General features: G+C 62.1%; 24 protein-coding genes. 19 read left to right on the forward strand and 5 right to left on the reverse strand.

What is annotated here, in order from left to right:
- Positions 1-21: 21 nt before the first annotated feature.
- Positions 22-801 carry a 16S rRNA (adenine(1518)-N(6)/adenine(1519)-N(6))-dimethyltransferase RsmA gene (rsmA, locus tag ACPJXG_RS01600; RefSeq protein ID WP_425253184.1) on the forward strand — a complete coding sequence of 260 codons (780 nt, stop codon included), beginning with the start codon at positions 22-24 and terminating at the stop codon, positions 799-801.
- A gap of 92 nt (positions 802-893) precedes the next feature.
- Here the strand turns inward: rsmA and ACPJXG_RS01605 are convergent, their stop codons facing one another.
- A complete protein-coding gene (locus ACPJXG_RS01605) occupies positions 894-1,811 on the reverse strand; it encodes a LysR family transcriptional regulator (RefSeq protein WP_034778821.1) in 918 nt (305 codons plus the stop codon).
- 238 nt (positions 1,812-2,049) lie between these two features.
- Between ACPJXG_RS01605 and ACPJXG_RS01610 the strand changes: the two genes are divergently transcribed.
- The 7 genes from ACPJXG_RS01610 to ACPJXG_RS01640 are packed head-to-tail and all read left to right on the forward strand — an operon-like array spanning position 2,050 to position 8,959.
- Complete coding sequence (locus tag ACPJXG_RS01610) at positions 2,050-3,153, forward strand: porin (protein ID WP_219308696.1); 1,104 nt, start codon at positions 2,050-2,052, stop codon at positions 3,151-3,153.
- 57 nt (positions 3,154-3,210) lie between these two features.
- Positions 3,211-4,233: an ABC transporter substrate-binding protein gene (locus ACPJXG_RS01615; protein WP_425253185.1), complete on the forward strand. Its 1,023-nt coding sequence runs from the start codon at positions 3,211-3,213 to the stop codon at positions 4,231-4,233.
- 21 nt (positions 4,234-4,254) lie between these two features.
- A complete protein-coding gene (locus ACPJXG_RS01620) occupies positions 4,255-5,094 on the forward strand; it encodes an ABC transporter permease (protein ID WP_278317217.1) in 840 nt (279 codons plus the stop codon).
- Entirely contained in the window at positions 5,091-5,870 is a 780-nt protein-coding gene (locus ACPJXG_RS01625) for an ABC transporter permease (protein WP_035822719.1), read from the forward strand. The genes ACPJXG_RS01620 and ACPJXG_RS01625 overlap by 4 nt, the downstream gene beginning before the upstream one ends.
- A 13-nt stretch (positions 5,871-5,883) precedes the next feature.
- Positions 5,884-6,915: an ABC transporter ATP-binding protein gene (locus ACPJXG_RS01630; RefSeq protein WP_425253186.1), complete on the forward strand. Its 1,032-nt coding sequence runs from the start codon at positions 5,884-5,886 to the stop codon at positions 6,913-6,915.
- 18 nt (positions 6,916-6,933) lie between these two features.
- Positions 6,934-7,878, forward strand: a complete 945-nt coding sequence (locus ACPJXG_RS01635) for a nucleoside hydrolase (protein WP_425253187.1) — start codon at positions 6,934-6,936, stop codon at positions 7,876-7,878.
- A gap of 25 nt (positions 7,879-7,903) precedes the next feature.
- Positions 7,904-8,959, forward strand: coding sequence for an adenosine deaminase family protein (locus ACPJXG_RS01640; RefSeq protein WP_425253188.1), 1,056 nt, complete (start codon positions 7,904-7,906; stop codon positions 8,957-8,959).
- A 1-nt stretch (position 8,960) separates the two neighbouring features.
- Here the strand turns inward: ACPJXG_RS01640 and ACPJXG_RS01645 are convergent, their stop codons facing one another.
- The gene (locus tag ACPJXG_RS01645) at positions 8,961-10,343 is read right to left on the reverse strand and encodes a short-chain fatty acyl-CoA regulator family protein (RefSeq protein WP_425253189.1); all 1,383 of its coding nucleotides are present in this window, start codon (positions 10,341-10,343) and stop codon (positions 8,961-8,963) included.
- A 157-nt stretch (positions 10,344-10,500) separates the two neighbouring features.
- Between ACPJXG_RS01645 and ACPJXG_RS01650 the strand changes: the two genes are divergently transcribed.
- The 5 genes from ACPJXG_RS01650 to mmsB are packed head-to-tail and all read left to right on the forward strand — an operon-like array spanning position 10,501 to position 15,995.
- A complete protein-coding gene (locus tag ACPJXG_RS01650; protein ID WP_425253190.1) occupies positions 10,501-12,009 on the forward strand; it encodes a CoA-acylating methylmalonate-semialdehyde dehydrogenase in 1,509 nt (502 codons plus the stop codon).
- Positions 12,010-12,018: 9 nt separating this feature from the next.
- A complete protein-coding gene (locus ACPJXG_RS01655; RefSeq protein WP_425253191.1) occupies positions 12,019-13,179 on the forward strand; it encodes an acyl-CoA dehydrogenase family protein in 1,161 nt (386 codons plus the stop codon).
- The gene (locus ACPJXG_RS01660) at positions 13,176-13,961 is read left to right on the forward strand and encodes an enoyl-CoA hydratase (RefSeq protein ID WP_425253192.1); all 786 of its coding nucleotides are present in this window, start codon (positions 13,176-13,178) and stop codon (positions 13,959-13,961) included. The genes ACPJXG_RS01655 and ACPJXG_RS01660 overlap by 4 nt, the downstream gene beginning before the upstream one ends.
- Entirely contained in the window at positions 13,954-15,069 is a 1,116-nt protein-coding gene (locus ACPJXG_RS01665; protein ID WP_425253193.1) for an enoyl-CoA hydratase/isomerase family protein, read from the forward strand. The genes ACPJXG_RS01660 and ACPJXG_RS01665 overlap by 8 nt, the downstream gene beginning before the upstream one ends.
- Positions 15,070-15,092: 23 nt before the next feature.
- Positions 15,093-15,995, forward strand: a complete 903-nt coding sequence (gene mmsB / locus ACPJXG_RS01670) for a 3-hydroxyisobutyrate dehydrogenase (RefSeq protein WP_425253194.1) — start codon at positions 15,093-15,095, stop codon at positions 15,993-15,995.
- Positions 15,996-16,181: 186 nt separating this feature from the next.
- On the opposite strand, the gene ACPJXG_RS01675 is transcribed toward mmsB, so the two are convergent.
- Together ACPJXG_RS01675 and ACPJXG_RS01680 are read right to left on the reverse strand one after the other, a co-directional pair.
- Positions 16,182-16,766, reverse strand: a complete 585-nt coding sequence (locus ACPJXG_RS01675; RefSeq protein ID WP_425253195.1) for a hypothetical protein — start codon at positions 16,764-16,766, stop codon at positions 16,182-16,184.
- A 36-nt stretch (positions 16,767-16,802) separates the two neighbouring features.
- Positions 16,803-17,399, reverse strand: a complete 597-nt coding sequence (locus ACPJXG_RS01680) for a hypothetical protein (RefSeq protein WP_099403947.1) — start codon at positions 17,397-17,399, stop codon at positions 16,803-16,805.
- Positions 17,400-17,644: 245 nt separating this feature from the next.
- Here ACPJXG_RS01680 and ACPJXG_RS01685 point away from each other — a divergent pair, with 245 nt between their 5' ends.
- Together ACPJXG_RS01685 and hrcA are read left to right on the forward strand one after the other, a co-directional pair.
- Positions 17,645-18,370 carry an HAD family hydrolase gene (locus ACPJXG_RS01685; protein ID WP_425253196.1) on the forward strand — a complete coding sequence of 242 codons (726 nt, stop codon included), beginning with the start codon at positions 17,645-17,647 and terminating at the stop codon, positions 18,368-18,370.
- Between the two features lie 115 nt (positions 18,371-18,485).
- The gene (gene hrcA / locus ACPJXG_RS01690) at positions 18,486-19,502 is read left to right on the forward strand and encodes a heat-inducible transcriptional repressor HrcA (protein ID WP_035822689.1); all 1,017 of its coding nucleotides are present in this window, start codon (positions 18,486-18,488) and stop codon (positions 19,500-19,502) included.
- A 47-nt stretch (positions 19,503-19,549) separates the two neighbouring features.
- Here the strand turns inward: hrcA and fur are convergent, their stop codons facing one another.
- Positions 19,550-19,981, reverse strand: coding sequence for a ferric iron uptake transcriptional regulator (fur, locus tag ACPJXG_RS01695; protein WP_034745717.1), 432 nt, complete (start codon positions 19,979-19,981; stop codon positions 19,550-19,552).
- A 196-nt stretch (positions 19,982-20,177) separates the two neighbouring features.
- On the opposite strand from fur, the gene ACPJXG_RS01700 reads away from it, so the two are divergent.
- From ACPJXG_RS01700 to ACPJXG_RS01715, 4 genes are all read left to right on the forward strand, one after another.
- Positions 20,178-20,831 carry an outer membrane protein assembly factor BamE gene (locus ACPJXG_RS01700; protein ID WP_425254698.1) on the forward strand — a complete coding sequence of 218 codons (654 nt, stop codon included), beginning with the start codon at positions 20,178-20,180 and terminating at the stop codon, positions 20,829-20,831.
- 19 nt (positions 20,832-20,850) lie between these two features.
- A complete protein-coding gene (gene dapB / locus ACPJXG_RS01705; RefSeq protein WP_035822687.1) occupies positions 20,851-21,660 on the forward strand; it encodes a 4-hydroxy-tetrahydrodipicolinate reductase in 810 nt (269 codons plus the stop codon).
- 7 nt (positions 21,661-21,667) lie between these two features.
- Complete coding sequence (locus ACPJXG_RS01710) at positions 21,668-21,994, forward strand: barstar family protein (protein WP_425253197.1); 327 nt, start codon at positions 21,668-21,670, stop codon at positions 21,992-21,994.
- A 301-nt stretch (positions 21,995-22,295) separates the two neighbouring features.
- On the forward strand, positions 22,296-24,746 hold the full coding sequence (locus ACPJXG_RS01715; RefSeq protein ID WP_425253198.1) for a TonB-dependent receptor: 2,451 nt from the start codon (positions 22,296-22,298) through the stop codon (positions 24,744-24,746).
- Positions 24,747-24,791: the final 45 nt, after the last annotated feature.

Here is a 24,791-nt window from a genome sequence, read left to right on the forward strand (position 1 = left end):
ACCGCATTGATAGAAAAAATTATGAAACACGTTGCCCGCAAACGCTTTGGCCAGAACTTCCTGCATGACCGCTTCGTCCTCGACGACATCACGGCCGCCATCGGGCCGCAGGCGGACGATGCCATGGTCGAGATCGGTCCCGGCCTGGGCGCCATGACGGAGCAGTTGCTGCGTCATTTGAAACAGATGCATGTGGTCGAGCTGGACCGCGACCTGATCGTGCGTCTGGAAAAAACGTTTAATCCGGCCAAGCTGACGATCCATTCGGGCGACGCGCTGAAGTTTGATTTCGCGCAAATCCCCGTGCCGGCCGGCCAGAAGCTGCGCATCGTGGGCAACTTGCCGTACAACATCTCCAGCCCGCTGCTGTTCCACCTGGCGGATTTCGCGCCGCTGGTGCAGGACCAGCATTTCATGCTGCAAAAGGAAGTCGTCGAACGCATGGTGGCCGAACCGGGCAGCAAGGCCTATGGCCGCCTGTCCGTGATGCTGCAATGGCGCTACAAGATGTCGCTGCTGTTCATCGTGCCGCCGACAGCGTTTGACCCGCCGCCGAAGGTGGAATCGGCCATCGTGCGCATGATCCCCGTGGCCGAGCGTCTGGCGTGCGACCAGGCGACGCTGGAAGCGGTGGTCATGAAGGCCTTCTCGCAGCGCCGCAAGGTGATCCGCAACTGCCTGGCCGGCATGTTTACGGAAGAGCAGATCAAGGCGGCCGGCATCGACCCGACCAAGCGTCCGGAGACTGTCGGGCTGGAGCAATACGTGGCGCTGGCGAATCTGCTCAAGGCACCCCAGTAATCGCAAGGACTGGGGTCAGACCCTCTCCACCACCGGCGTCTGAGCAGGCGCCGACGTGAGCGGGGGTCTGACCCCGGCAGTGCTGGCTTAACTTAAAACCACTGGTCGACCTGCTGCAAATCCTGCCGCAGCGCTGAAAAGCAGTCGTCCACATGGTGGTTGCGGCTGATTTCATTGCGCCGCATCAGGGCGATCTTGCGCTTGCAGGTGGGCTGGCGCAGCGGTGCCACGTGCAAGTCCTCGTCGTTGAGGAAGGTCGTGTACAGGCTGGGCATGATGCCCACGGCGATGCCGGCGCGCACCACGCCATACAGCGATTCGCTGTGTATCATCTGGTACAGGCTCGACGGGCTCAAGCCATGCTGGCGCAGCGCGCTCGAGGCGAATTCCCAGATGCTGCCCTTGGTGAACACGACGATTTCCTGGCCCGCCAGTTGCTCCCAGCGCACTTCCTTCAGTGGCGCCAGCGCATGGCGTCCCGCCGTCACCAGCACCAGCTCGTCTTCAAACAGGCCCACGCTTTCCAGCGACACGGAGCCGGGCACCTCGATGCCCACGCAAAAGTCCAGTTGGCCCGAATGCAGCGCGTGCAGCAAGCCGTCGTTGGGCATGTCCGACAGGACGATTTCCACTTCGTCGCCATGCTGCTCGCAGTAGCGTGCCACCACCACAGCCGTCATCGCCATGGCGGACGGTATCGCGCCGATGCGGATGCGGTGCCGGCCGCTGCCGATGGCGCGCTGGATATCGGCAAACGTGTTGCTCGCCGTATTCAATAAATGCGTGGCGTAATCGAGCGCCAGCTTGCCTTCGCGCGTCAGTTCCAGCTGGTGGGTTGTGCGGTTAAACAACTTTTTTCCCAGTTGATTTTCCAGCAGCTTGATCGACGCGCTGAGGGCTGGCTGGGTCACGCACAATTCCTGTGCAGCCTTGCTGAAGCTGTTTACCCGGGCTAGGGTGGCAAACGCTTGCAAATGTCGTAAGGAAATCTTCTTGCTCAACTCATGCATGGGTTTTGCTTATTAGAAAAAGTAATGGATTTATAAAAATAAACAAATTTTCTTATCCCGCAATTTACCATATTCTGGACTGGTCTTTACTTGTCTTGAAGGCAACAATCTTCAGGGAAGCGCTTGCCAGGCGGCGCCGGTACTCGCGGTGGCACGCCATGCAGGGGACGCATCAATACAATAATTCCAAAAAAACTCAGGGTTTATTCTTTTTAGGGTGGCGGCGATGAACAAATGGATGACGGGAACGATGGTAGTGGGTGGCTTGCTGGCGGCGCAGGGTGCGGCGCAGGCGCAAAGCAGCGTGCAAGTGTATGGCTTGCTGTCGGCCGGTATCGGCTATGTGTCGGATGAGGGTAACGGCAGCCGCACGCATGCGCTGAGCGGCACCAATCAGAATCCCCGCATCGGTTTCCGCGGCCAGGAAGACCTGGGCAACGGCACCAAGGCCATCTTCGTGCTGGAAAACGGTTTTAACGTGATGACGGGCGCGGCCTCGCAAAGCGGTCGCCTGTTCGGCCGCCAGTCGTATGTGGGTTTGTCGAGCAACGACAAGGGCACCCTGACTCTGGGGCGCCAGTACGAAGCCGTCAAGGATCTGCTGGGCCCGGTGGTCATCGCCAGTAACGGCGTGCATATCGGCGACAACGACAATGGCTACAACAACTTGCGCGTGCAAAACGCCGTCAAGTACGTCAGCCCGAACATCAGCAACGTGTCGTTCACGGGCTTGTATGGTGTCAGCGAAAATCCCCAGGATTCCAACCGCAACCGCGTCTACAGCATGGGCGCCGGCTACAAGGTCGATGCCTTCAGCTGGGCCGTCGCCTATACCAAGATGGATCATCCGAATGCCCCGGACGCGCCGAATGGCGCCATCGGCAATGATTATGGCAGCCCCTTGTTGATCTTCAACAAGAGCGCCGTCAGCGGCGCCGGCGTGAATGACCAGGCCATCGCCGGCACGGGAGGCTTTTATAATGTGGGCAAGACCAAGTTTGGCGCGCTGTACACCAACGTGCGCTACCACTACCTCGATCAAAGCAATCTGACCTTGCAAAACGTGGACTTGAACGTGAACCACAAGCTGACGGAAGCGCTGAACCTGGGCGCCTCGTATTTCTTTACCACCGGTAAATATGACGTGATCAACAAGACGCCGAAATGGCATCAGGTCAACTTCCAGGCAGATTACTTCCTGTCCAAGCGCACCGATGTGGCCATCACCTGGAGCTACCAGAAAGCGGCGGGCGACGCGACGTTCGCGCGCGTGTTCGGCTTTGGCGCCTCGGGCGGCAAGACGCAAAGCGTTCTGATCGTCGGCATGCGACATTATTTCTGAGTCTGATACATCTTTACAGGCGCTGTCCCGCAGCGCCGTCCCCTGAAAGGAAGCATCTTGAAAAAGCACCTCATGTTGGCGTTGAGCCTAGGCTTGCTGGCTAACGCCGCCCACGCGGAAAAACGCGAGCTGGTCATTTCGGCCTATCCGATTGCCCAGCCCTTGTTCATGAAGTATGTGTACGAGCCGTTCAAGGCCAAATGCGGTTGCGATATCAAGGTGGAAACGGGGAATAACGCGGACCGCATCGCCAAGCTGGTGGTGCACAGCAAAAATCCGGTGATCGACCTGGTGCTGCTGTCCGATTCCGGCATGCTCGAAGCGGCGCAAAAAGGCGTCATCCAGCCCATGGATTATGCCAAGCTGAGCAATTACAAAGCCCTGTACGACGTGGCGAAAAACCCCATCGGCGGCAACTTTGCCGTCGGCTATACCTTGTACTCGGTCGGCCTGGTGTACCGCAGCGACAAGATCGCCCCGCTGACGTCGTGGAAGGATCTGTGGCGCCCTGAACTGAAGGGCCGCGTGGCCTTCCCCGACGTGAGCACCACGCAGGGCCCCTTGATGCTGCGCATGGCTGATGCGGCCTGGGGCGGCAAGACGGACGACTACGCCACCGGCTTTGCGAAGATCGTCGGCATGAAGGGCAACGTCGTCACGTTCTCGAAAAATAGCGCGCAGCTGGCCGCGCTGTTCGCCCAGGATGAAATCTGGGCCGCGCCCGTGGCGCGCTTTACGTGGTCGCAAATGCTCAAGACGGGCCTGCCCCTGAAATGGAGCATCCCGGCCGAAGGCCAGGCGGCCGGCATGAATGTGATGGGCATCGTGGCCGGCTCGAAGAATGCGGACCTGGCGTACCAGCTGATGGATTTCTGGCTGTCCAAGGAAGTGCAGACGCAGCTGGCGACCAACCTGGTCGACTCGCCCGTCAACAAGGACGTGCGCCTGTCCGTGGCTGCCGCGCAATTCAATACCTACGGTGCCGATCAGATCAATTCGCTCAAATTCGTCAAGCCGGAAACCATCATCAAGCAGCGCAGCAACTGGATGACGCAGTGGAACAAGGCCATGAGCAAATAGTGGTGACGAGGAGAAAACACCATGTTTGCTGATCCAAAAAAGCGCCTGGGACTGCTGCTGGTCCTGCCGGCGCTGATCTTTATCGTCGTCTGCTTCCTGCTGCCCGTGCTGGCCTTGCTGGTCGACGCCTTCCGCGTCGGCGACGGCATGCAGTGGGGCGTTGACCGCTTCATTGACTTCTTCTCGCAGGAATTCAACCGCACCATCTTCTGGCGCACCCTGCGCATCGCCGCGCTGGTGACCCTGGCCTCGATCATCCTCGGCTATCCTGCCGCGCAAGCCGTGGCGCGCGTGTCGCCGAAGTGGCGCGGGCTGGTGGTGGGCATGATGATCCTGCCGCTGATGGTCTCGCCGATTGCGCGTACCTACGCCTGGATCGTGTTGCTGGGCCGTAACGGAGCCGTCAACGCGGCACTGGTCAACATGGGCTTGACGGAAGAGCCCCTGCGTTTGCTGTTCAGCGAATTTGCCGTGTTTGTCGGCCTGCTGCAATTGCTGCTGCCGCTGATGCTGATGTCCTTGGCGGGCGCGCTGGAAAACCTGCCGCGCGACGTCGAGCCGGCCGCCGCTACCCTGGGCGCCAATCCATGGCAAGTGTTCTGCAAGGTCACCCTGCCGCTGACGCAGGAAGGCCTGGTGGTCGGCGGCACGCTGGTGTTTACAGGCTGCGTGACGGCCTACGTGACGCCGGCCCTCCTGGGCGGCACCAAGGTGCTGATGCTGGAAACCCTGCTGTACCAGAAGGTCAGCGTGGAGAGTGATTTCGGCGCGGCGAATGTCATCGCCGTCATCCTCGTCTGCATGACCCTGCTGGTGAATGCCGGCCTTAAACGTATTTCCTCGAGCCGGAGCTCCGTATGAAAGAAAGCTTATTCTCGCGCGCCGTCCTGTGGCTGGTGTTTTTGTTCCTGCTGGGGCCTTTCGCCATTGTGGTGCTGGCCGGTTTTTCCGGCGGCGAGACGCTGGCCTTCCCGCCCGAGTCGTATTCGCTGCGCTGGATTCTGGAAGTATGGTCGGCGCCCGAGTTCCGCCGCGCTTTCCAGACCAGCCTGGAGATCGGCCTGATCGCCACCGTCATCGCGCTGCTGCTGGGCATACCCGTCGCGTATGCGTTTTCGCGCATGCCGCCACCCGGTATCGGTGCCATCCGCCAGATCCTGACGTCGCCGCTGATCATTCCCGCCATCCTCGTCGGCCTGGGCTTGCTGCACCACCTGGTGCTGACGATTAACGCGCCCGTCTACGTGGGCCTGCTGATCGGCCACATCGCGCTGCTGATTCCGTATTCGGTGCGCGTCGTGTACGCCAGCCTGGTCAACCTGCGCGTGGATATCGAAGATGCCGCCATCACCCTGGGCGCGTCGCGCCTGCGGGCCTTCTTCATGATCGTGCTGCCGAATATCCGCAACGCCGTGATCGCCGCCTTCTTCCTCGCCTTCGTCACCTCGTTCAACCAGGTGCCCGTGTCGCTGTTCCTCACGGGCCCCGGCATCAGCACCTTGCCGATCGAGATGCTGGGCCATATGGAAAACAGCTTCGACCCGTCGATCGCTGCCCTGTCGACCTTGCTGGTCTTGTTCACCATGGCCTTCGTGATGGTGACCGAGAAGGTGCTGGGCATTTCTAAATACATGTAAGAGGCTACACACCATGAGTTATCTGGAACTGCACAAGCTGAACCTCGGCTACGCGAAGAACACGACGTCCGTGAAAGACCTGGACCTGCACGTCGAGCAGGGCGAACTGATTTCCCTGCTGGGCCCCAGCGGCTGCGGCAAGACCACCACCATGCGCGCCATCGCCGGCCTGATGCCGCTGCAGTCGGGCCGCATCATTTTGGATGGCCGCGAAATCGGCAAGCTGGCGCCGAACAAGCGCAATATCGGCATGGTGTTCCAGTCGTACGCGCTGTTCCCGCACCTGAACGTGTACGACAACATCGCTTTTGGCCTGCGCCTGCGCAAGGTCGCGCCGGCCCTGCTGAAAACCAAGGTGGAAGCCGTGATCGCCGCCGTCGGCCTGACGGGGTTCGAGACGCGTTTACCGGCGCAGATGTCCGGCGGCCAGCAGCAGCGCGTGGCGCTGGCGCGCGCTATCGTCGTCGAACCTGCCTTGCTGCTGCTCGATGAACCGCTGTCGAACCTGGACGCCAAGCTGCGCGTGCAGATGCGCGCCGAACTGCGCCGCATCCAGCGCGAACTGGGCATCACCATGCTGTACGTGACGCACGACCAGGAAGAAGCGCTGGCCCTGTCCGACCGCATCGTCGTCATGAACGGCGGGCGCATCGAGCAGCTGGCCGCGCCGGAAGCCGTCTTCAATACGCCGTCGACGCGCTTTGTCGCCAACTTCATGGGCTTTGAAAACCTGTTCGACTACCGCGACGGCGCGCTGCACCACGCGGGCGCCAGCCTGCCGTACACGTCGCCCGTCGCCGCCGGCACCACGGTGCTGGGCTGGCGTCCGGACAAGGTGCGCGTGTGCGCGGCCGATGACGCGGCGGGCCAGTATCCGGGCACCGTGCTGGCGCGCGGCTTCCTCGGCGACACCGTCGAATACCTGCTGCAAACGCCGCTGGGCCAGGTCAAGGGCATTTGCGCGGCCGGTGGCGCCGCCTGGCGCGAAGGCACGGCCGTGTCGTTCGTGCTGCCTGCGGACAGCGCCCTGTGGCTGGGTGCCTAACTTCGACTGGAAACCATCATGGACAAACCCTTGAAAAAGATCTGGCTCGATACCGATCCCGGTTTCGACGACTGGCTAACGATGCTGCTCCTGGGCAGCAATCCCGCTATCGAGTGGCTGGGCGTGAGCGTGGTGGCGGGCAATGCGCCCGTCGCCATCACCTACGACAACGCCTTGCGCATCAAGGCCCATGACGGCTTGACGGTGCCGATCTACTGCGGCTGCGAAGAGCCGCTGGCGGGCGTCATCGAAACGGCGCAGCGCATCCTCGGCGACAGCGGCATGCCGACGACGGGAGAAATCCTGCCGCCGGGCGCGGCCACGGACGCTCCCGGCCACGCCGTCGACGCGCTGATCGCCGCCGTGCGCAAGTATCCTGGCCAGATCACCATCATGGCGATTGCGCCGATGACCAATATCGCAACCGCGCTGGCCAAGGCGCCCGATATCGCGGACAAAATCGTCGAAATCATTTTGATGGGCGGCTCGACCGACCAGGGCAACCATACGGCGGCGGCCGAATTCAATATCTATGCGGACCCGGAAGCGGCCGCGCAAGTTTTCCAGGCAGGCATCCCACTGCGCATGTTCGGCTTGAACCTGTGCCGCCAGCTCTTGGTGACGAATGCGGAAGTGCGGCAGCTGCGCGCCATCGGCACGCCGCGCGCGCAGTGCCTGGCCGGCTACCTGGAAGCGTATGTGCGCATCCGCAGCAGCGACGGTTCCGTGCCCATGCCCATGTACGACCCGGTGGTGGCCCTGTACCTGGAAGCGCCGCAGCTGTTCCAGTTCCAGAGCGCCCACGTGGCCATCGAGTTGACGGGCGAACTGACGCGCGGCATGACGGTGTGCGAGTTCCGCGTGCCGCGCCGCGCGCCCATCAATACGCAAGTGGCGATGCTGGCCGACGGCCCGGCCGCCATCGAGCGTTTGATGCGTCGCCTTACCGGCATCCTCGCCTGATCCACTCCATTACGAAACGAGCTTCATGTCTAATTCACCCCTGAGCATCGAACAGTTTTTACGCGCCATGCCGAAAGTGGAGCTGCATTGCCATTTGTTTGGCACGGTGCGCCAGGCTACTTTCCGCGCGCTGGCCGCCAAGACGGGCAATGTCGTGACCCCCGAGGAAATCGACTCTTTCTACACGCGCGGCGACAAGCCCGTCGGCGTGCTGCGCGTGCTGCGCGCGCTCGATGCGCACCTTATCGTCTCGCCGACGGACCTGTATTGCCTGGCCTACGAATACCTGGAAGACGTGCATGGCCACGGCGTGCGCTATGCGGAGTTCTTCTGGAACCCGACCGGCACCGTGCGCGTCTCGGGCATCCGCTATGACGCGGCGCAAGACGCCATCGTGGCCGCCATCCGCGACGCGCAGCGCGACTTTGGCGTGATCGGCCGTTTGATCCCCAGCATCGACCGCGAAGCGGCCCCTGCGGAAGCCGTGCAAATGGTGGAATGGATGAAGGCGCACCGCGCGCCGGAAGTCATCGGCATCGGCATCGACTACCGCGAAAACGACCGTCCGCCAGAGTTGTTCATCGAAGCTTACCGCGCCGCGCGCGCAGCCGGATTCAAATGCACGGCGCATGCGGGCGAATTCGGCATGCCGTGGATGAACGTGGCGACGGCCATCGAGCAACTGCAGGTGGACCGGGTCGACCATGGCTACACCATCGTCGACAACCCGGAGCTGGCGCAGCGCTGTGTGGAGCGCGGTCTCGTATTTACGGTCGTGCCGACCAATTCGTATTACTTGCGCACCCTGGCGCCCGAGCGCTGGGCGCTCGACCACCCGATCCGCGCCATGGCCAAGCTGGGCCTGAAACTGCATCCGAACACGGACGATCCGACCCTGCACCACGTGACGCCGACGGGCGCCTGGATGATGATGCGCGAATTCGGTTTCGGCCTCGATGACATGCGCGGCTTCATGTTGAATGGCCTCGACGCGGCCTGGATAGACGACAGCACGCGGCGCGACTGGCGCGCGGAATTTACGCGCGAGTTCGATACGCTGCGCGCAAGAGTCGTCGAATAAATCAGGCCGATGCCGGTGGTGGCGCCAGCAGCGACGGAAACGCCCGCTGCGGGCAGCTTTGGCGCTCGCACACCTTGCAGCCCGTGCCGATCGGCGTGGCGCTGCTCGGATCGTGCAAATCGAGTCCCTTTGAATAGATCAAGCGGTGCGCCTGCGAGATGTCGCAGCCCAGCGCCACGGCAAAGGTCTTGCCCGGCGCGCGGAAACCTGGCGACGCCGTGCTGACCTGGCGCGCGATCCACAGATAGGTGCAGCCGTCCGGCATGCTGGCCACTTGCGTGAGTACCTGGCCCGGATGGCTGAAGGCGTCATAGACGATCCACAGCGGGCACGTGCCACCCACCCTTGAAAAGTGGAAGTCCGTGGCCGACTGGCGCTTCGAGACATTGCCCGCGCGGTCGACGCGCACGAAGAAAAACGGCAGCCCCGCCGCCTCGGGGCGCTGCATGGTGCTCAGGCGGTGGCACACGGCTTCAAAACCCACGCCGAACTGGTGCGCCAGGCGCTCGATATCGTAGGCGCGCGTTTCTGCCGCCTGCAGGAAGCGCTGGTAGGGCATCAGCAGGGCGCCCGCGAAATAATTGGAAAACGCCAGGCGCGCGCCCGTTTGCGCGGCTGCGCCGGACAATCCCGCCGCCAGCACGAGAGCGTCGATCAGCTCGCTGTGTTCGAGCAGGCTGATTTGCGCCGCCATCTGGAAGGCGCGCTGGCCGCCCGTCAGGGTGTCGGGCAGCCACAATATCTGTTGCTGGGCGTCGTAGCGGTGCTTGCGCACCATGCCCGCGTCGCCATCGGACAAGCGCACTGCGATGCCGTGGCGCTCCAGCAAGCGGCCTTGCAGTGCGTCGAGCGCACGCAGCTGCGGATCGAGTTCACCGGCCACCAGTTCCGCCGCCCGGTCCAGCTCATCGATGTAGTTTTGCCGCCGGTTCAGGTATTCGCGCACTTCCTCGTCCGTGGACGGAGCCGCCGAGCTGGCGCCGCGGCTGCCGTCGTCGAGACGCGCGGCCAGCGTGTCGGCCCGTTCCGCCATCACCCGGTAGCGCCGCTGCAAGAGCAAAATCGAGCGCGCCAGTTCCGGCATGTTTTCCACCAGCATTTTCAATTCCGCCATCGAGGTGGGCGGCGCGTCCGGCAATTCGCCGAACACGTCGCGCACGTCGGCCACGAGGCTGGCGCTGTCGTGTTCGGAAAAGATTTGCGGATCGACCCCCAGCACGGTGCCGATGCGCAGCAAAATCGGCACCGTCAGCGGGCGCTGGTTGCGCTCCATCTGGTTCAGGTAGCTGGGTGAAATGCCCAGGGACTTGGCCAGCGCCACCTGCGTCATGCGCCGTTCCTCGCGCAGCCGCTGCAGGCGCACGCCCATGAAAACCTTTGCCATTGCGTTTCCTCTTCCCCGGTTTGTGGAATCTGCAAATTTACAACATTTGCAGATTAACAGATTCAGCTTTGCATTATCTCGCATTTTCACGCCTTGTTCGCGGCGGCGATTGTGCGAATAATGCAAACAGACTGATACCCACACAAGGAGACACCGAGTGACCACGCAAACTGCAATTCCGACCGTTCCACTGTTGATCAACGGCGAGTGGGTTGAATCCCAGACCACCGTTTGGCGCGACGTCGTCAACCCGGCCACGCAGGAAGTATTGGCCAAGGTGCCGTTCGCCACGCCGGACGAAGTCAATGCGGCCATCGCCTCGGCCCAGCGCGCCTTCAAAACCTGGCGCAAGACGCCGATTGGCGCGCGCGCCCGCATTTTCCTCAAATTGCAGCAGCTGATCCGTGAAAACATGGCCGACCTGGCCGCGACGCTCACCATGGAACAGGGCAAGACCCTGCTCGACGCGGAAGGCGACGTCTTCCGTGGCCTGGAAGTGGTCGAGCATGCGGCCAATATCGGCACCCTGCAAATGGGTGAATATGCGCAAAACGTGGCCGGCGGCGTCGATACCTACAGCGTGATGCAACCGCTGGGCGTGTGCGCCGGCATTACCCCGTTCAATTTCCCCGCCATGATCCCCCTGTGGATGTTCCCGATGGCGATTGCCTGCGGCAACACTTTCGTGCTGAAACCATCGGAGCAAGACCCGCTCGTGACGGAAAAACTCGTGCGCCTGGCCTTGCAGGCGGGTATTCCGGCCGGCGTGCTGAACGTGATACACGGCGGCGAAGACGTCGTCAATGCCCTGTGCGACCACCCGGACATCAAGGCGATTTCGTTCGTGGGATCGAGCAAGGTGGGCACGCATGTGTACCAGCGCGCCAGCCTGAACGGCAAACGCGCGCAATGCATGATGGGCGCCAAGAATCACGCCGTCGTCTTGCCGGATGCCAATAAAGAACAGACCCTGAACCAGCTGCTGGGCGCAGGCTTCGGCGCCGCCGGCCAGCGCTGCATGGCCGCATCCGTCGCCGTGCTGGTGGGCGAAGCGCGCGCATGGCTACCGGAACTGTCCGCCAAGGCGCAGACCTTGACGGTGGGCGCGGGCAAGGACAATCCGGACCTGGGTCCCGTGATTTCCTGCGCCGCAAAAGAGCGCGTGTTCAGCCTGGTCGCCAAGGGCATCGAACAGGGCGCCGTACTGACCCTCGATGGCCGCGACGTCAAGGTCGATGGCTACCCGAATGGCAACTTCGTCGGACCGACGATTCTGTCTGGCGTGAAACCTGGCATGGTCGTGTATGACCAGGAAATCTTTGGCCCCGTGCTGATCGTCGTCGAAGTCGACACGCTCGATGAAGCGATTGCCTTGGTCAACGCGAATCCGAACGGCAATGGCACGGCGCTGTTTACGCAAAGCGGCGCGGCCGCGCGTTATTTCCAGGAAGAAATCGACGTGGGACAAGTTGGCATCAACGTGCCCATCCCTGTGCCCGTTCCCCTGTTCAGCTTTACGGGTTCGCGCGGCTCCAAGCTGGGCGATTTGGGTCCGTTCGGCAAGCAAGTCGTGCTGTTCTACACGCAGACGCAAACGATTACCCAGCGCTGGTTCACGGACGCTGCCTCGGTGGGCAAGGTCAACACCACCATCAGCCTGAAATAAGGAGCTGGCATGGACTTTGAACTGAGCGACGAGCAGCGCGAGTTCCAGCAGGCGGCGCGCGCGTTTGCCGAAGGCGAACTGGCGCCGCACGCGGCCCATTGGGACGCGGAATCGATTTTTCCTGTGGAAACGATAGCCAAGGCGGGCGAGATGGGCTTTTGCGGCCTGTACACGCCGCAACGCTGGGGCGGCCTGGGCCTCTCCCGCCAGGATGCAGCCATCGTGTTTGAAGAGCTGGCTGGTGGTTGCACCTCGACCACGGCCTACATCACCATCCACAACATGGCCACCTGGATGCTGTCGCGCTGGGGCCAGGAAGCCCTGTGCGATGAGTGGGTGCCGGCCCTGGCCGCCGGCCAGAAGCTGGCCAGCTATTGCCTGACGGAACCGCAATCGGGTTCCGACGCGGCATCCTTGCGCACGAAAGCCGTCAGGGATGGCGACTTTTATGTACTCGACGGTACGAAAGCCTTCATTTCCGGCGCGGGCCAGACGGACATGCTGATCGTCATGGCACGCACGGGCGGCGAGGGCGCGGCCGGCATTTCCGCGTTTGCCGTGCCGGCGAATTTGCCCGGCATCGTGTATGGCAAGAAAGAAGAAAAGATGGGCTGGAACAGCCAGCCCACGCGCATCATCAGCTTCGACCAGGTGAAAGTTCCTGTCGGTAACTTGCTGGGCGCGGAAGGCGAAGGCTTTGCCATTGCCATGAAGGGCATCGATGGCGGGCGCATCAATATCGCCGTGTGCTCGGTGGGTACGGCGCAGGCGGCCCTCACGCGGGCGCAGGTGTACATGAAGGAGCGCACGCAGTTCGGCCGCGAACTGGCGCAATTCCAGGCTCTGCAATTCAAGCTGGCCGACATGCTGACGGAACTGGTGGCGGCGCGCCAGATGGTGCGCCTGGCGGCCTGGAAACTCGACCAGGAAAGCCCGGACGCGACAGCCTATTGCGCCATGGCAAAACGTTTCGCCACGGATGTCGGTTTTAATGTTGCCAACGATGCGCTGCAATTGCATGGCGGCTACGGCTACATCCGCGAGTATCCGCTCGAGCGCCACGTGCGCGACACGCGGGTGCATCAAATCCTGGAAGGGACGAATGAAATCATGCGCCTGATCGTCGCGCGAGCGATTTTGAAAGACGGCGCCACGGAGACCTTACGATGAGCAAAGTGTATACAAATTTACTGCTGGAACGCCGTGGCCATACGGCCCTGGTGACCCTCGACAACCCGCCAGCCCATACGTGGACCCTGGCCAGCCTGAACGCGCTGACGCAGCTGGTGGCCGACCTGAATGCGGATCCGGACGTGTATGCGCTGGTGATCACGGGTGGCGGCGCCAAGTTCTTCTCGGCCGGTGCGGATCTGAAAGTGTTTGCCGACGGCAATAAGGACACGGCGTTCGCCATGGCCGCCGCCTTTGGCGAGGCCTTCGAGGCGCTGTCCGCGTTTCGCGGCGTCAGCATCGCCGCCATCAATGGCTATGCCATGGGTGGCGGGCTCGAGTGCGCGCTCGCTTGCGACATCCGCATCGCCGAAGAACACGCGCAGATGGCCTTGCCGGAAGCATCGGTCGGTTTGCTGCCGTGCGCGGGCGGCACGCAGCATTTGCCGTGGCTGGTGGGCGAAGGCTGGGCCAAGCGCATGATTTTATGTGGCGAGAGAGTCGATGCGGCCAAGGCCCTGGCCATCGGCCTCGTCGAGGAAGTCGTGCCAACCGGCAAGGCTGCCGCCACGGCGCTGGCCCTGGCCGCCAAGGTGGCGCACCAGAGCCCCAGCAGCGTGACGGCCTGCAAGACCCTGATCCAGGGCGCGCGCAGCCATCCGCTGGTCAATTCCTTGCCCGACGAGCGCACCCTGTTCCTCGGTCTGTTCGATACGCAAGACCAGAAAGAGGGCGTGCAAGCGTTCCTGGAAAAACGTCCGGCGGAGTGGAAGAATGGTTGAGACCGTCAAGATAGAAGAACGCGACTGTCCCGGCGGCATGAAGCTGGGCGTCATCACCCTCGACGCGCCAAAGTCGCTGCACGCCCTGACCCTGGACATGATACGTGCCATCGATGGCGCCCTCGTGCGCTGGGCCAGTGACGCTGCCATTGCCTGCGTGGTGCTGCAATCGTCGACCGACAAGGCCTTCTGTGCCGGCGGCGACGTGCGCAGCCTGCGCACGGCCGTGGTCGAGCAGCCGGATGTCGTGCCGAACCCGCAGGCGCTGGCCTTCTTTGCCGAGGAATACCGGCTCGACCACCGCATCCATACGTACGTGAAACCGCTGCTGGTGTGGGGCGGCGGCATCGTCATGGGCGGCGGGCTGGGCCTGATGGCGGGCGCCAGCCATCGCGTGGTGACGGAAAGCACGCGCATCGCCATGCCGGAAATCACGATCGGCCTGTTCCCCGACGTGGGCGGCAGCTGGTTCCTGGGCCGTATGCCGGGGCGCAGCGGACTGTTCCTGGGGCTGACGGGGGCGCCGATGAACGCGGCCGACGCCCTGTTCACCGGTCTGGGCGACTATTTCCTGCGCCAGGAAGAGCGCGCCATGGTGCTCGACTCGCTGGCGCTGGCGCAATGGCAAGCCAGCCCGCAGGCGAACAGCGAGCAGCTGAACCGCTTGCTGCGCGGCTTCTCGGCGCCGGCGTCCATGCTGCCCGTCTCGGAAGTGCGCGCCAACTTCGACGCCATCGCCGTGCTGACGCAAGCGCCCACCTTGCCTGAAGTGGTGGCCGCCATTGCCGCGTATGACGGCGATTCGGCCTGGCTGCAAAAGGCGGCCCACTCGCTGGACAAGGGCGCGCCCAGTTCCGCCGCTTTGGTCTGGGCCATGCGCGACCGCACACGCCACATGAGTCTGGCGCAAGTGTTCCAGCTGGAACTGACCGTGGCCGTGCAGTGCTGCGCCCATGCGGATTTCCGCGAAGGCGTGCGCGCCTTGCTGATCGACAAGGACAACGCGCCGCAGTGGCAGCCGGCCAGCCTGGCCGAGGTCAGCGAGACGTATCTCAATGAATATTTCGCGGCACCATGGGATAGCCATCCTTTGCGCGACCTGCATTAAAAGAACAACAGGAGATTTTTACCATGCAACATATCGCTTTCATCGGCCTGGGCAACATGGGTGCACCGATGGCCCGCAACCTGGTGGCCGCCGGCTTCCACGTGTCCGTGTTCGACCTGGCGCCGGCGGTAGTGGCGTCCTTGGTCGAGGCGGGCGCCACGGCGGCTGCGTCCGCCAGCGCTGCCGTGCAGACGGCCGACGCCGTCATCACCATGTTGCCAGCCAATAAGCACGTGCAGGAACTGTACCTGGCGGCAGGCGGCGTGCTGGACTCGGCCAAGCCTGGCGCCTTGTTCATCGATTGCAGCACCATCGCCGCCGATGTGGCGCGGCAAGTGGCGCAGGCGGCCAGCGAGCGCGGCTTTGCCATGATCGATGCGCCCGTCTCGGGCGGCACGGCGGGCGCGGCGGCTGGCACCCTGACTTTTATCGTCGGCGGTAGTGTAGCGGCCTTGCAGCAGGCGCGGCCTTTGTTGGAAAAGATGGGCAAGAATATCTTCCATGCGGGCGAGGCGGGCGCGGGCCAGGTGGCGAAGATTTGCAACAACATGCTGCTGGGTATCTTGATGGCGGGGACGGCCGAGGCGCTGAACCTGGGCGTGGCGCATGGCCTGGACCCGAAAGTATTGTCCGATATCATGGCCAAGAGTTCGGGCCGCAACTGGACCCTGGAAGTGTACAACCCGTGGCCCGGTGTCATGGACGGCACGCCCGCGTCGCGCGATTACACGGGCGGCTTCGGCACGGCGCTGATGCTGAAAGACCTGGGCCTGGCGCAGCAGTCGGCCCTGTCGGCGAACGCGCCCACGCCCTTGGGCGGGCTGGTGCGGCAGTTGTACCAGATGCATGCGCAAGCCGGTTATGCGCAGCAGGATTTCTCCAGCATCGTGCAAATGTTGCAGCCGGGCTTGAATAAACCCGTTTGAGGAATTTTGGGCAAAAAAAAGCCCGCTGGTAAAAGCGGGCTAAATCCAATTCTTGGAAGAGTTGGAGGAGACAGATGCATTATGCTGCGTCGCCACATATAACTCCAATTTATCTTTGGAATATCAACTATAGATTTCCGTGATATCTCTTCCCGGTAGCCGCGCAGCGGCTACCGTTGCCGCCACTCAGGCCGGATTGCAAACGACCTGCACCGTCGTCACATTCGCTTCACCCATGGTGCCGCCGCCTGTACCTGGCTGTACCGTGCACTTCAGCCCCTTTGGCTGGGTTTCGGAGACGCTGATGCCATAGGTGTCGCCATAGGCGACCGAGCCGGACATGGTAAAGGTCGTGGCATCCTTGGCCACCGTTGTTGTCGTACTGCCGTTAATCAGCACCAGGCCGTCCACCGTCAGGCCGGAAACCGTGCCGCCCACGGTATATTTGTTTTGCGAGCAAGTAACCGCGGCGCTGATATTGATGTAATGGCCAGCCGAACCGGAACCACCGCTGATGCCGCAAGTCATGTGGGCTGGTTGTTTATTGACGGTGATGTTGTAGTCGGTGCCATAGTCGATGCGCTTGATAAAGGTAAACTCTGTTTTCCCCGCAGGAACCGGCAGGGTGTCGCTGCCATTGGCCAGGATCAGTCCTTCATTGTTCAAGCCTGTGATGGTGCCGCTGACGTCATACGAGGCCTTGCCGCCGCAAGCGGCCAGTCCCAGGGTCAGCAGCAGTGCGGCGAGTGGGCGCAAGCAGGATAACTTCATGTATTTCTCCAAAAAATAGGTGACGGATCGCAAGGATTACTGCGGCGTGCAGTCAAGTGTGGCCGCAGTCGTGGCGGCGGAGCCCATCGTGCCGACCGTATCGCTGCCGTCCGCACTGCTGGAACCCTGGAAGCGGCACTTCAGGCCCGTTGGCTGAGCCAGTATGGAAATACCGTACGCGGCGCCGTCATCAACGCTGAATTCGTAGGCGGTGGCGCCAGCCAGCAGGGTGGTGCCGTTGGAGCCCATCACCAGACGCAAGCCATCGGCGCTCAGGCCCGTGACCGTGCCGCGAAGCAGGTAGGTGTTGGTCTTGCAGTTCACCTGGGCCGTGCTCACGGAGTAGCTCGATGCCTTGCCGACGCCATTGATAATCGTGCAAACGGCGCCCTTGGGCTGTTGCGCGATGGTGATGTCGTAGCGGTCATCGTTCTTGACCAGCTTGGTGAAAACAGCGGTGGACAGGCCAGCAGTAACCGGCAAGCGTTCCCCGTCATTCTGGAGAATCAGGCCATCCTTGGCCAGGCCGAAGACTTGGACTTGCAGATACAGGTTGCCGCCGCTGCCGCCGCAGGCTGCCAGTGTGGCGGCGCAAGCCGCCGCCAGCATCGAGCGCAGGTACAAATTTTTCATACAGTCTCCAAAACGAATTAGGTTGGGTAGCGCAACGCGGACGCTGGCGCCGCATTGGAATGGCGCCTATTTTAGTCTATCTGGCAAGCTGAATGATCTTGCCTTGTATCACCCTGTAACAATTTTTCGCCGGGAAGCGCTGGCCCGGCCCCATTTCACGGGGGCGCAGCCATGCCGGCGGCGGCGATCGGTGCGACAATAGCTATACCCTGCGCACTGTGACGCAGCATCCCATTGTGAGTCCCATGTCCCTTGCTCCTGTAAAACCCGCCGTGCCGCCCAAGGCCATCCTCTTCGACCTCGACGATACCTTGTGGCCCATCGCGCCCGTGATTGCCGCCGCCGAAACCCTGCTGCACGACTGGCTGGCCACGCATGCACCCAAGGTGGCGCAGCAGTTTTCCATCGAGCTGCTGCGCCAGCACCGTCTGGCCATGCTCAATGAACAACCGCATTTCCATGGCAACCTGATCGAGTTGCGCCGCGCGGGCCTGCTGGCCGCCTTCGAGGCGGCCGGCGAGGATCCCGCCCTGGTCGACGGCGCCATCGCGCAGTTCCTTGCGGCCCGTCATCGCGTCCAGCCATATGACGACGTCTTGCCGGGCCTGGCCTGGATGGGTCAACGCATGCTGGTCGGCTCCATCTCGAATGGCAATGCGGACCTTGAAATTATCGGCCTGGCGCAGCATTTCAAGGTATCGATCGCCGCCAGCGACTTTGGCGTGGCCAAGCCCGACGCCAGCATCTTCCTGGCCGCTTGCGCCGCGCTGGACGTGTCGCCCCATGAAGCCGTGTATGTCGGCGACGATCTGTATTTCGATGTGACGGGAGCGCAGGGGGCGGGCATGCGTGCCGTGTGGATGAACCGCAAGGGCAGCGATGCCCACCTGGCCGCCGGCGTGCAGCCCGACGCCATCTGCGCCAACTTTGATGAATTGCTGTTGTGGCTGCAGGGGCAACTGGAAGATTGATCGCCGCGGGACGGGCGAACGTGCATAATAGGCGCTGTTGCTGCACGTTCGGCCGCTTTCGTTGCCGCTTTTCTAAAAAATACTTGCTAAGAAATACTTGCCTAAATAAAACACCATGCAACTCGATACACGTGCCCAAACACTGCTGAAAGCCCTGGTCGAGCGATATATCGCCGACGGCCTGCCGGTTGGTTCGCGCGCCTTGTCGAAAATTTCCGGCCTCGACCTGTCGCCAGCCACGATCCGCAACATCATGGCTGACCTGGAAGAGCTTGGTTATGTGTCCAGTCCGCACACCTCGGCCGGACGCATCCCCACGCCGCGCGGCTACCGCATTTTTGTCGACACCTTGCTGACCGTGCGGCACCTGGACGAGCACATGGTGGAGTCGCGCATGCGCCTGCAGACGCCGCAGCCGCAAAAAACCATCGCCAACGCGGCGCAGATGCTGTCGTCGCTGTCGCAGTTTGCCGGCGTCGTGCTCAGTCCGCGCCGCGAATCCGTGTTCCAGCAAATCGAATTCTTGCGCCTGTCCGAAAAGCGCATCCTGCTCGTCATCGTCGCTCCCGGCGGCGACGTGCAGAACCGTTTATTGCTGACGGAAGCCGACTATACGCCGGCGCAACTGGTGCAATCGGCCAACTATATCAATCAGAATTATGGCGGCCTGTCCTTCGACGCCGTGCGCGTGCGCCTGCAGGGCGAGCTGCGCCAGCTGCGCGACGATATGGGCAGCCTGATGCAGGCGGCCGTGGAAGCGGGCAGCGAAGCGATGGCCGACCATAGCGACGACATGGTGATTTCCGGCGAGCGCAACTTGCTCAGCGTGAGCGATCTGTCCTCGAATATGCATTCGCTGCGCCAGATGTTCGACATGTTCGAGCAAAAAACGGGTTTGATGCAGCTGCTCGACGTGTCGAGCAAGGCGACGGGCGTGCAGATTTTCATCGGCGGCGAATCGAACCTGGTGCCAATGGATGAGATGAGCGTGGTGACGGCGCCGTATGAAGTCAACGGCAAGATCGTGGGAACGCTGGGAGTGATCGGACCGACGCGCATGGCTTACGAGCGCGTCATCCCGATTGTCGATATCACGGCCAAGTTGCTGTCAAGCGCACTCAGCCATCATTGATCGTACTGCCTGACGCTTGCCGCTCCGGTGGGAGCGGCAAGCGTGGATCAGGCGGTTTTGTGCGGGCAAGCTGTCTTGGTGCAGTTGCCGTAGATGGCCAGGGCGTGTTCGGCGATCTTGAAGCCGCGCTCCTCGGCCACTTTTTGCTGGCGGATTTCGATTTCTTCGTCGAAGAATTCTTCGACCCGGCCACAGTCGAGGCACACCAGGTGGTCGTGGTGGGAGCCTTCGTTGAGTTCGAAAATCGCCTTGCCGGTTTCAAAATGGTTGCGGTTGAGCAAGCCAGCCTGTTCGAACTGCGTCAGGACGCGGTAGACAGTTGCCAAACCGACATCCATATTGTCGGCCAGCAGAATTTTATATACGTCTTCCGCGGTCAGGTGGCGTACCGGGCTACTCTGGAAGATATCGAGTATCTTCAGCCGTGGCAGGGTGGCTTTCAGGCCGCTTGCCTTGAGATCACTAGGATTGTTACTCATGTTTGTTGCTCGTATGTGGGTCAGGTGCTTTATCATATAGCGTTTTGTCGGGGAGTGCCAAAATATGCTTTTTTTTGGCGGGCCGGTCACTCCTGGCGTTTTGTTCATCCAATTGAGGTCATTTATGCGCGTAACACCGGCTGTATTGCCATCTCTCTGGCACCGTATTTCATTTCGAGCACCAGTCGTGGCAGGCATGGTCTGTGTCGCGCTGGCCATGTCCGGCTGCGCCAGCCGTGGCATTCTGGGCGAAAAGCCGGCAGCTGCTCAAAAAGAAGGCAAGGAACTGGTCCCCGAACAGGGCGCACAAACGACCACCATCACGCCGCTGCAAAAATTCATGTGGTTTTTCTCGCCCTACCGTCCTGACATTCAACAAGGCAACTTTGTCTCCGAAGAGATGCTGGCCCAGTTGAAAGTGGGCATGACGCGCGACCAGGTGCGTTTCGTCCTCGGCACCTCGTTGCTGACCGATATCTTCCATGCCGACCGCTGGGATTATCCGTTCCGCCTGGCCCGGGGCAGTGGCGAAACCACCAGCAGCCGCGTGGTCGTGTACTTCGGCAAGGATGGCAAAGTGGAACGTTTCGAAGGCGGCAACTTGCCGACAGAGAAAGAATACATCGACCGCATCGCCGGTCCGTCGCCATTCGCCAAGGTTGCCAAGGCCGACGCGCCTGCCGCCGCCGTGCCATCGCCCGTGGCGCCAAGCGCCGTGCCGGTGCCGGCCGACGCCGCCCCTGCCATTCCTGTGAGCAAGCCTGAAGTTGCACCCGCACCCGCACCCGCACCCGCAACGGCGCCTGCCGCCGAGCCTGCACCTGCACCTGCTGCCGAACCCACCAAATAAGTTGCTGTAAGAGAATAAAATGACTGAACTGAAAATTGCCATCGCTGGCGCCAGCGGCCGTATGGGCCATATCCTGATCGAAGCCGTCAGCAACGCGCCTGACGCTGTTCTCGCCGGCGCGCTCGACCGTGCTGGTTCACCATCCGTCGGCCAGGATGCCGCCGCCTTTCTCGGTAAACCTGCCGGCGTGCTGATCGAGTCAAGCCTGGCCACCGGCCTGGCCGGCGCCGATTACCTGATCGACTTCACGCGTCCCGAAGGCACTTTGCAGCACCTGGCGTATTGCGCCGAGCACGGCATCAAGATGATCATCGGCACCACCGGTTTCGATGACGCTGGCAAGGCCGCCATTGCCGCCGCCGCCGAAAAGACGGCCATCATGTTCGCGCCGAACATGAGCGTGGGCGTGAACGTCACCATGAAGCTGCTGGAACTGGCCGCGAAAAGCCTGTCCGAAGGCTACGACATCGAGATCATCGAAGCCCATCACCGCCACAAGGTCGATGCGCCGTCGGGCACGGCCCTGCAAATGGGTGAAGTGGTGGCCGGCGCCCTGGGCCGCGACCTGAAGGAATGCGCCGTGTACGGCCGCGAAGGCGTGACGGGCGAACGCGACCCGTCGACCATCGGCTTTGCCACCATCCGCGGCGGCGATATCGTCGGCGACCATACGGTGCTGTTTGCCGGCATCGGCGAGCGCATCGAGATCAGCCACAAGTCGAGCAGCCGCGTCACCTACGCCCACGGCGCCTTGCGCGCCGCGCGTTTCCTGGCCGACAAGCCGACCGGCCTGTTCGACATGCAGGACGTGCTGTCGCTGAAGAACTGAGGAAGATATGGCCACTGCCATCCTGAATGGAAAAGACATCACCGACGCAGCGAGCTTTCACGCGCAATGCGTGCCAGCCTTCGGTTTCCCCGCGTTCTACGGCAACAGCATGGATGCCTGGGTCGATTGCCTCAGCTATCTGCGCGACGACGAAAACATGACGCAGTTCCGTTTGAAACCAAACGAAGTGCTCGACATCGTTGTGCAGGATGCGGAAGCGATGAAGGCGCAAGTGCCGGACTTGCTGGAAGAAATCACGTTCTGTATCGCTGGCATCAATGAGCGCTATGAAGACTACGGTGAAAAGCCGGCGTTGAAGCTGGTGCTGCGCTAATCCTGTACCGAGCCGCGTTTTTCGCCTTGCTGCCTTGCCGGCAGTGTGATGCCATTACAACGCGTGCAGCGTTTTGCCTGTGACGCCAGGCGCTTTTGCACCCATCCATTTCCCCCTGCGCTCATTCGCGCCGCCGCCCGCCATGGCTGGTTGGCGCGGTGCCATGACGCATTGCCGCATGGCGCCCGCCGCGCAAGCGGCTCCCCGTTTTTCTTGACATCGCTTTCCTGATCGTATTAAATGTCCGGACATATTATATGTCCGGACAAATTTCAGCGTCGATACAAACCAGGGGAAAGAAATGTTTTTGAATAAACGATTTTCACCATTGCTGGTGGCCACACTGGCCATTCAGTCGCAAGTCCATGTGCATGCGCAAGAGCGAGTGGCAAGCACCACCGCCGAAGCGCCGTCAGCGCTGCAGGAAGTGATCGTCACGGCACGCAAGGTGGGCGAACGCCTGCAAGACGTGCCCTTGTCGATCCGCGCCATGACCGACAAGGACCTGACGGAGCGCGGCATCACCTCGCTCAGCGACCTGTCCTTGTTCACCCCTGGTTTGAGCTATTCGGCCGACTACGGCCGCACGTCCGAGCGTCCCGTGATCCGCGGCGTATCCGCCTTGCGCCCGGAAGCGCCGCAGCCAGTGTCCGTGTTCGTCAACGGCGTCTTCGTGCGCGATGCGGCGCTGGGCCTGCTGCTTGACGATGCCCGCCGCATCGAGGTCATCAAGGGTCCGCAGTCGGCCCTGTATGGCCGTTCGACGTATGCCGGCGCCATCAACTACATCACCGAGCAGCCGGGCCAGGAGAAGGCCGGGAAATTGAGCGTGACGATCGCCGGCGACGGCGAACGTTCCGTCTTCGGCGCCGTCACCGTGCCGATTTCCGAGACGCTGTCGGCGCGCATTCGCGCCAAGAGCTATGAATTCGGCGGCCAGTACACGAACCGCCAGACGGGCAACAAGCTGGGCAATGAGCGTACCCGTTCGATTGGTGCCGAAGTGCTGTACAAGCCATCGCCGCGCTTTGACGCGGTGGTCAGCCTGGACTACGCGAAAGACCGCGACGGCATGTTCGCCGCCGTGGCGCGCCCGATACCGAAGCAGGCAGGCGGCATCGTCACCAGCCAGAACGGATCGAGCAATGTCGCCAATGGCAGCACCTGCAATGGCCGCACCATCAACATCGTCGGCAACAATCCCGTGACCGGCTTGCCGGACGCGAACGTCAAGGCCTCGGCCGCGACTATCGCCAACGGCTGGCCATGCGGCCCCTCGACGCATAGCGGCACCACGCTGGTGCGCAACGAAGCGGACCTGCAGCACTACACCGACCCTGTCACCGGCATCAGCTATGGCGATATTGCAGGGCTGAACCGCAAGATGACACGCAGTTCGCTGACCATGAACTGGAACCTGGACAACGGCATGACCGTCACCTCGCAAACGGCCTATACCAGCCAGCATAGCAACCTGGGCGCTGACCAGTCGTATGACGGCACGCAATTTTCGCCTGGCTATGGCTATCCCGGCACCTCGTGGCTGACGTATGACCGCGACAAGCTCAGCTATGGTTCGCAGGAACTGCGCCTGGTTTCCAAGCAAGGCCAGCCTTTGACCTGGCTCGCTGGCGTGTTTTACTACAAGGAAGACACCAGCGGCGCCACCACCGGCGTGATCGCGCAGAATGCCAGGCTGGAAACCGTCGCCGATACGCTGCGTCCAAAAGCCGACAGCAAGGTCGAAGCCAAGGCGATCTTCGGCCGCGTGCAATATGCGTTTGGCGAAGGCTTTAAGGTCTCGGCCGAAGGCCGCTACAATGAAGAAAAAGTCGAAGTGGGCGGCACGCCGCTGGGTACCGCGCTGGTCAGCGCCGGCACCTGTAGCGCCGGCAAGGTTTGCTACGTCAACGGCAGCAAGACCTTCAAGGACTTCGCCCCGCGCCTGACGGCCGACTACAAGCTCAACAAAGACATCCTGTTGTACGGCCAGTGGGCCAAGGGCACCAAGAGCGGCGGCTTCAACAGCACGGCCGGCTTGCCGGTGGATACCTTCACCTTCGACGGCGAAACCATTACCGCGCTGGAGGTGGGCGTGAAGAGCGAATTCATGCAGCGTCGCCTGCGCGTCAACTTTGCCGTCTTCCAGAATGACATTTCGGACTTGCAACTGTCCAATCTGTCGCTGCTGACCAATCCGTTCACGGGCACCAGCACCACCACCACGGTGGTCAACAACGTGGGCGAGGCGCGTTCGCGCGGTTATGAAGTCGACGTGGTGATGCGCGCCACGCCATGGCTCACCTTGAGCGGCAACTACGCCTTCACCGATGCCCGCGCCTTGAAGGGGACGGAAGTGACCAACGGCACGGCCTTCGGCGGCAACATGTCGGTGGCCGGCGCCGAATTGCCGCGCAGCCCGCGTCATTCGGCGGCCGTATCGGCGGCCATCGATGTGCCGACGTCGTACGACGGCGTGAACTTCTTTGCCCGCACCGACGTGATGTACCAGTCGCGCCGCTATGCCGAGATCCAGAACCTGATCTGGGCCGACGCCTTCACCCACGTCAATGCCAGCATGGGCCTGACGAATGGTGACTGGCGCGTGACCTTCTTCGTCAAGAACGCCACGAATAACGACGCTTCATTGAATGGCTTCCGCTACCTTGATCCGCTCACGTTCCGCCGCACCGCCGTCGATTTCCTGCCACGGCTGCGCCAGTATGGCGTGACGGTGAACTACGGTTTCTGACGCATCCCGGCGCCGCTCCATGCGGCGCCCTGTTCAAGCGCACGC

This window comes from Janthinobacterium sp. NFX145 (genome assembly GCF_049810325.1).
In the GTDB taxonomy this organism is placed as follows: domain Bacteria; phylum Pseudomonadota; class Gammaproteobacteria; order Burkholderiales; family Burkholderiaceae_D; genus Janthinobacterium; species Janthinobacterium rivuli.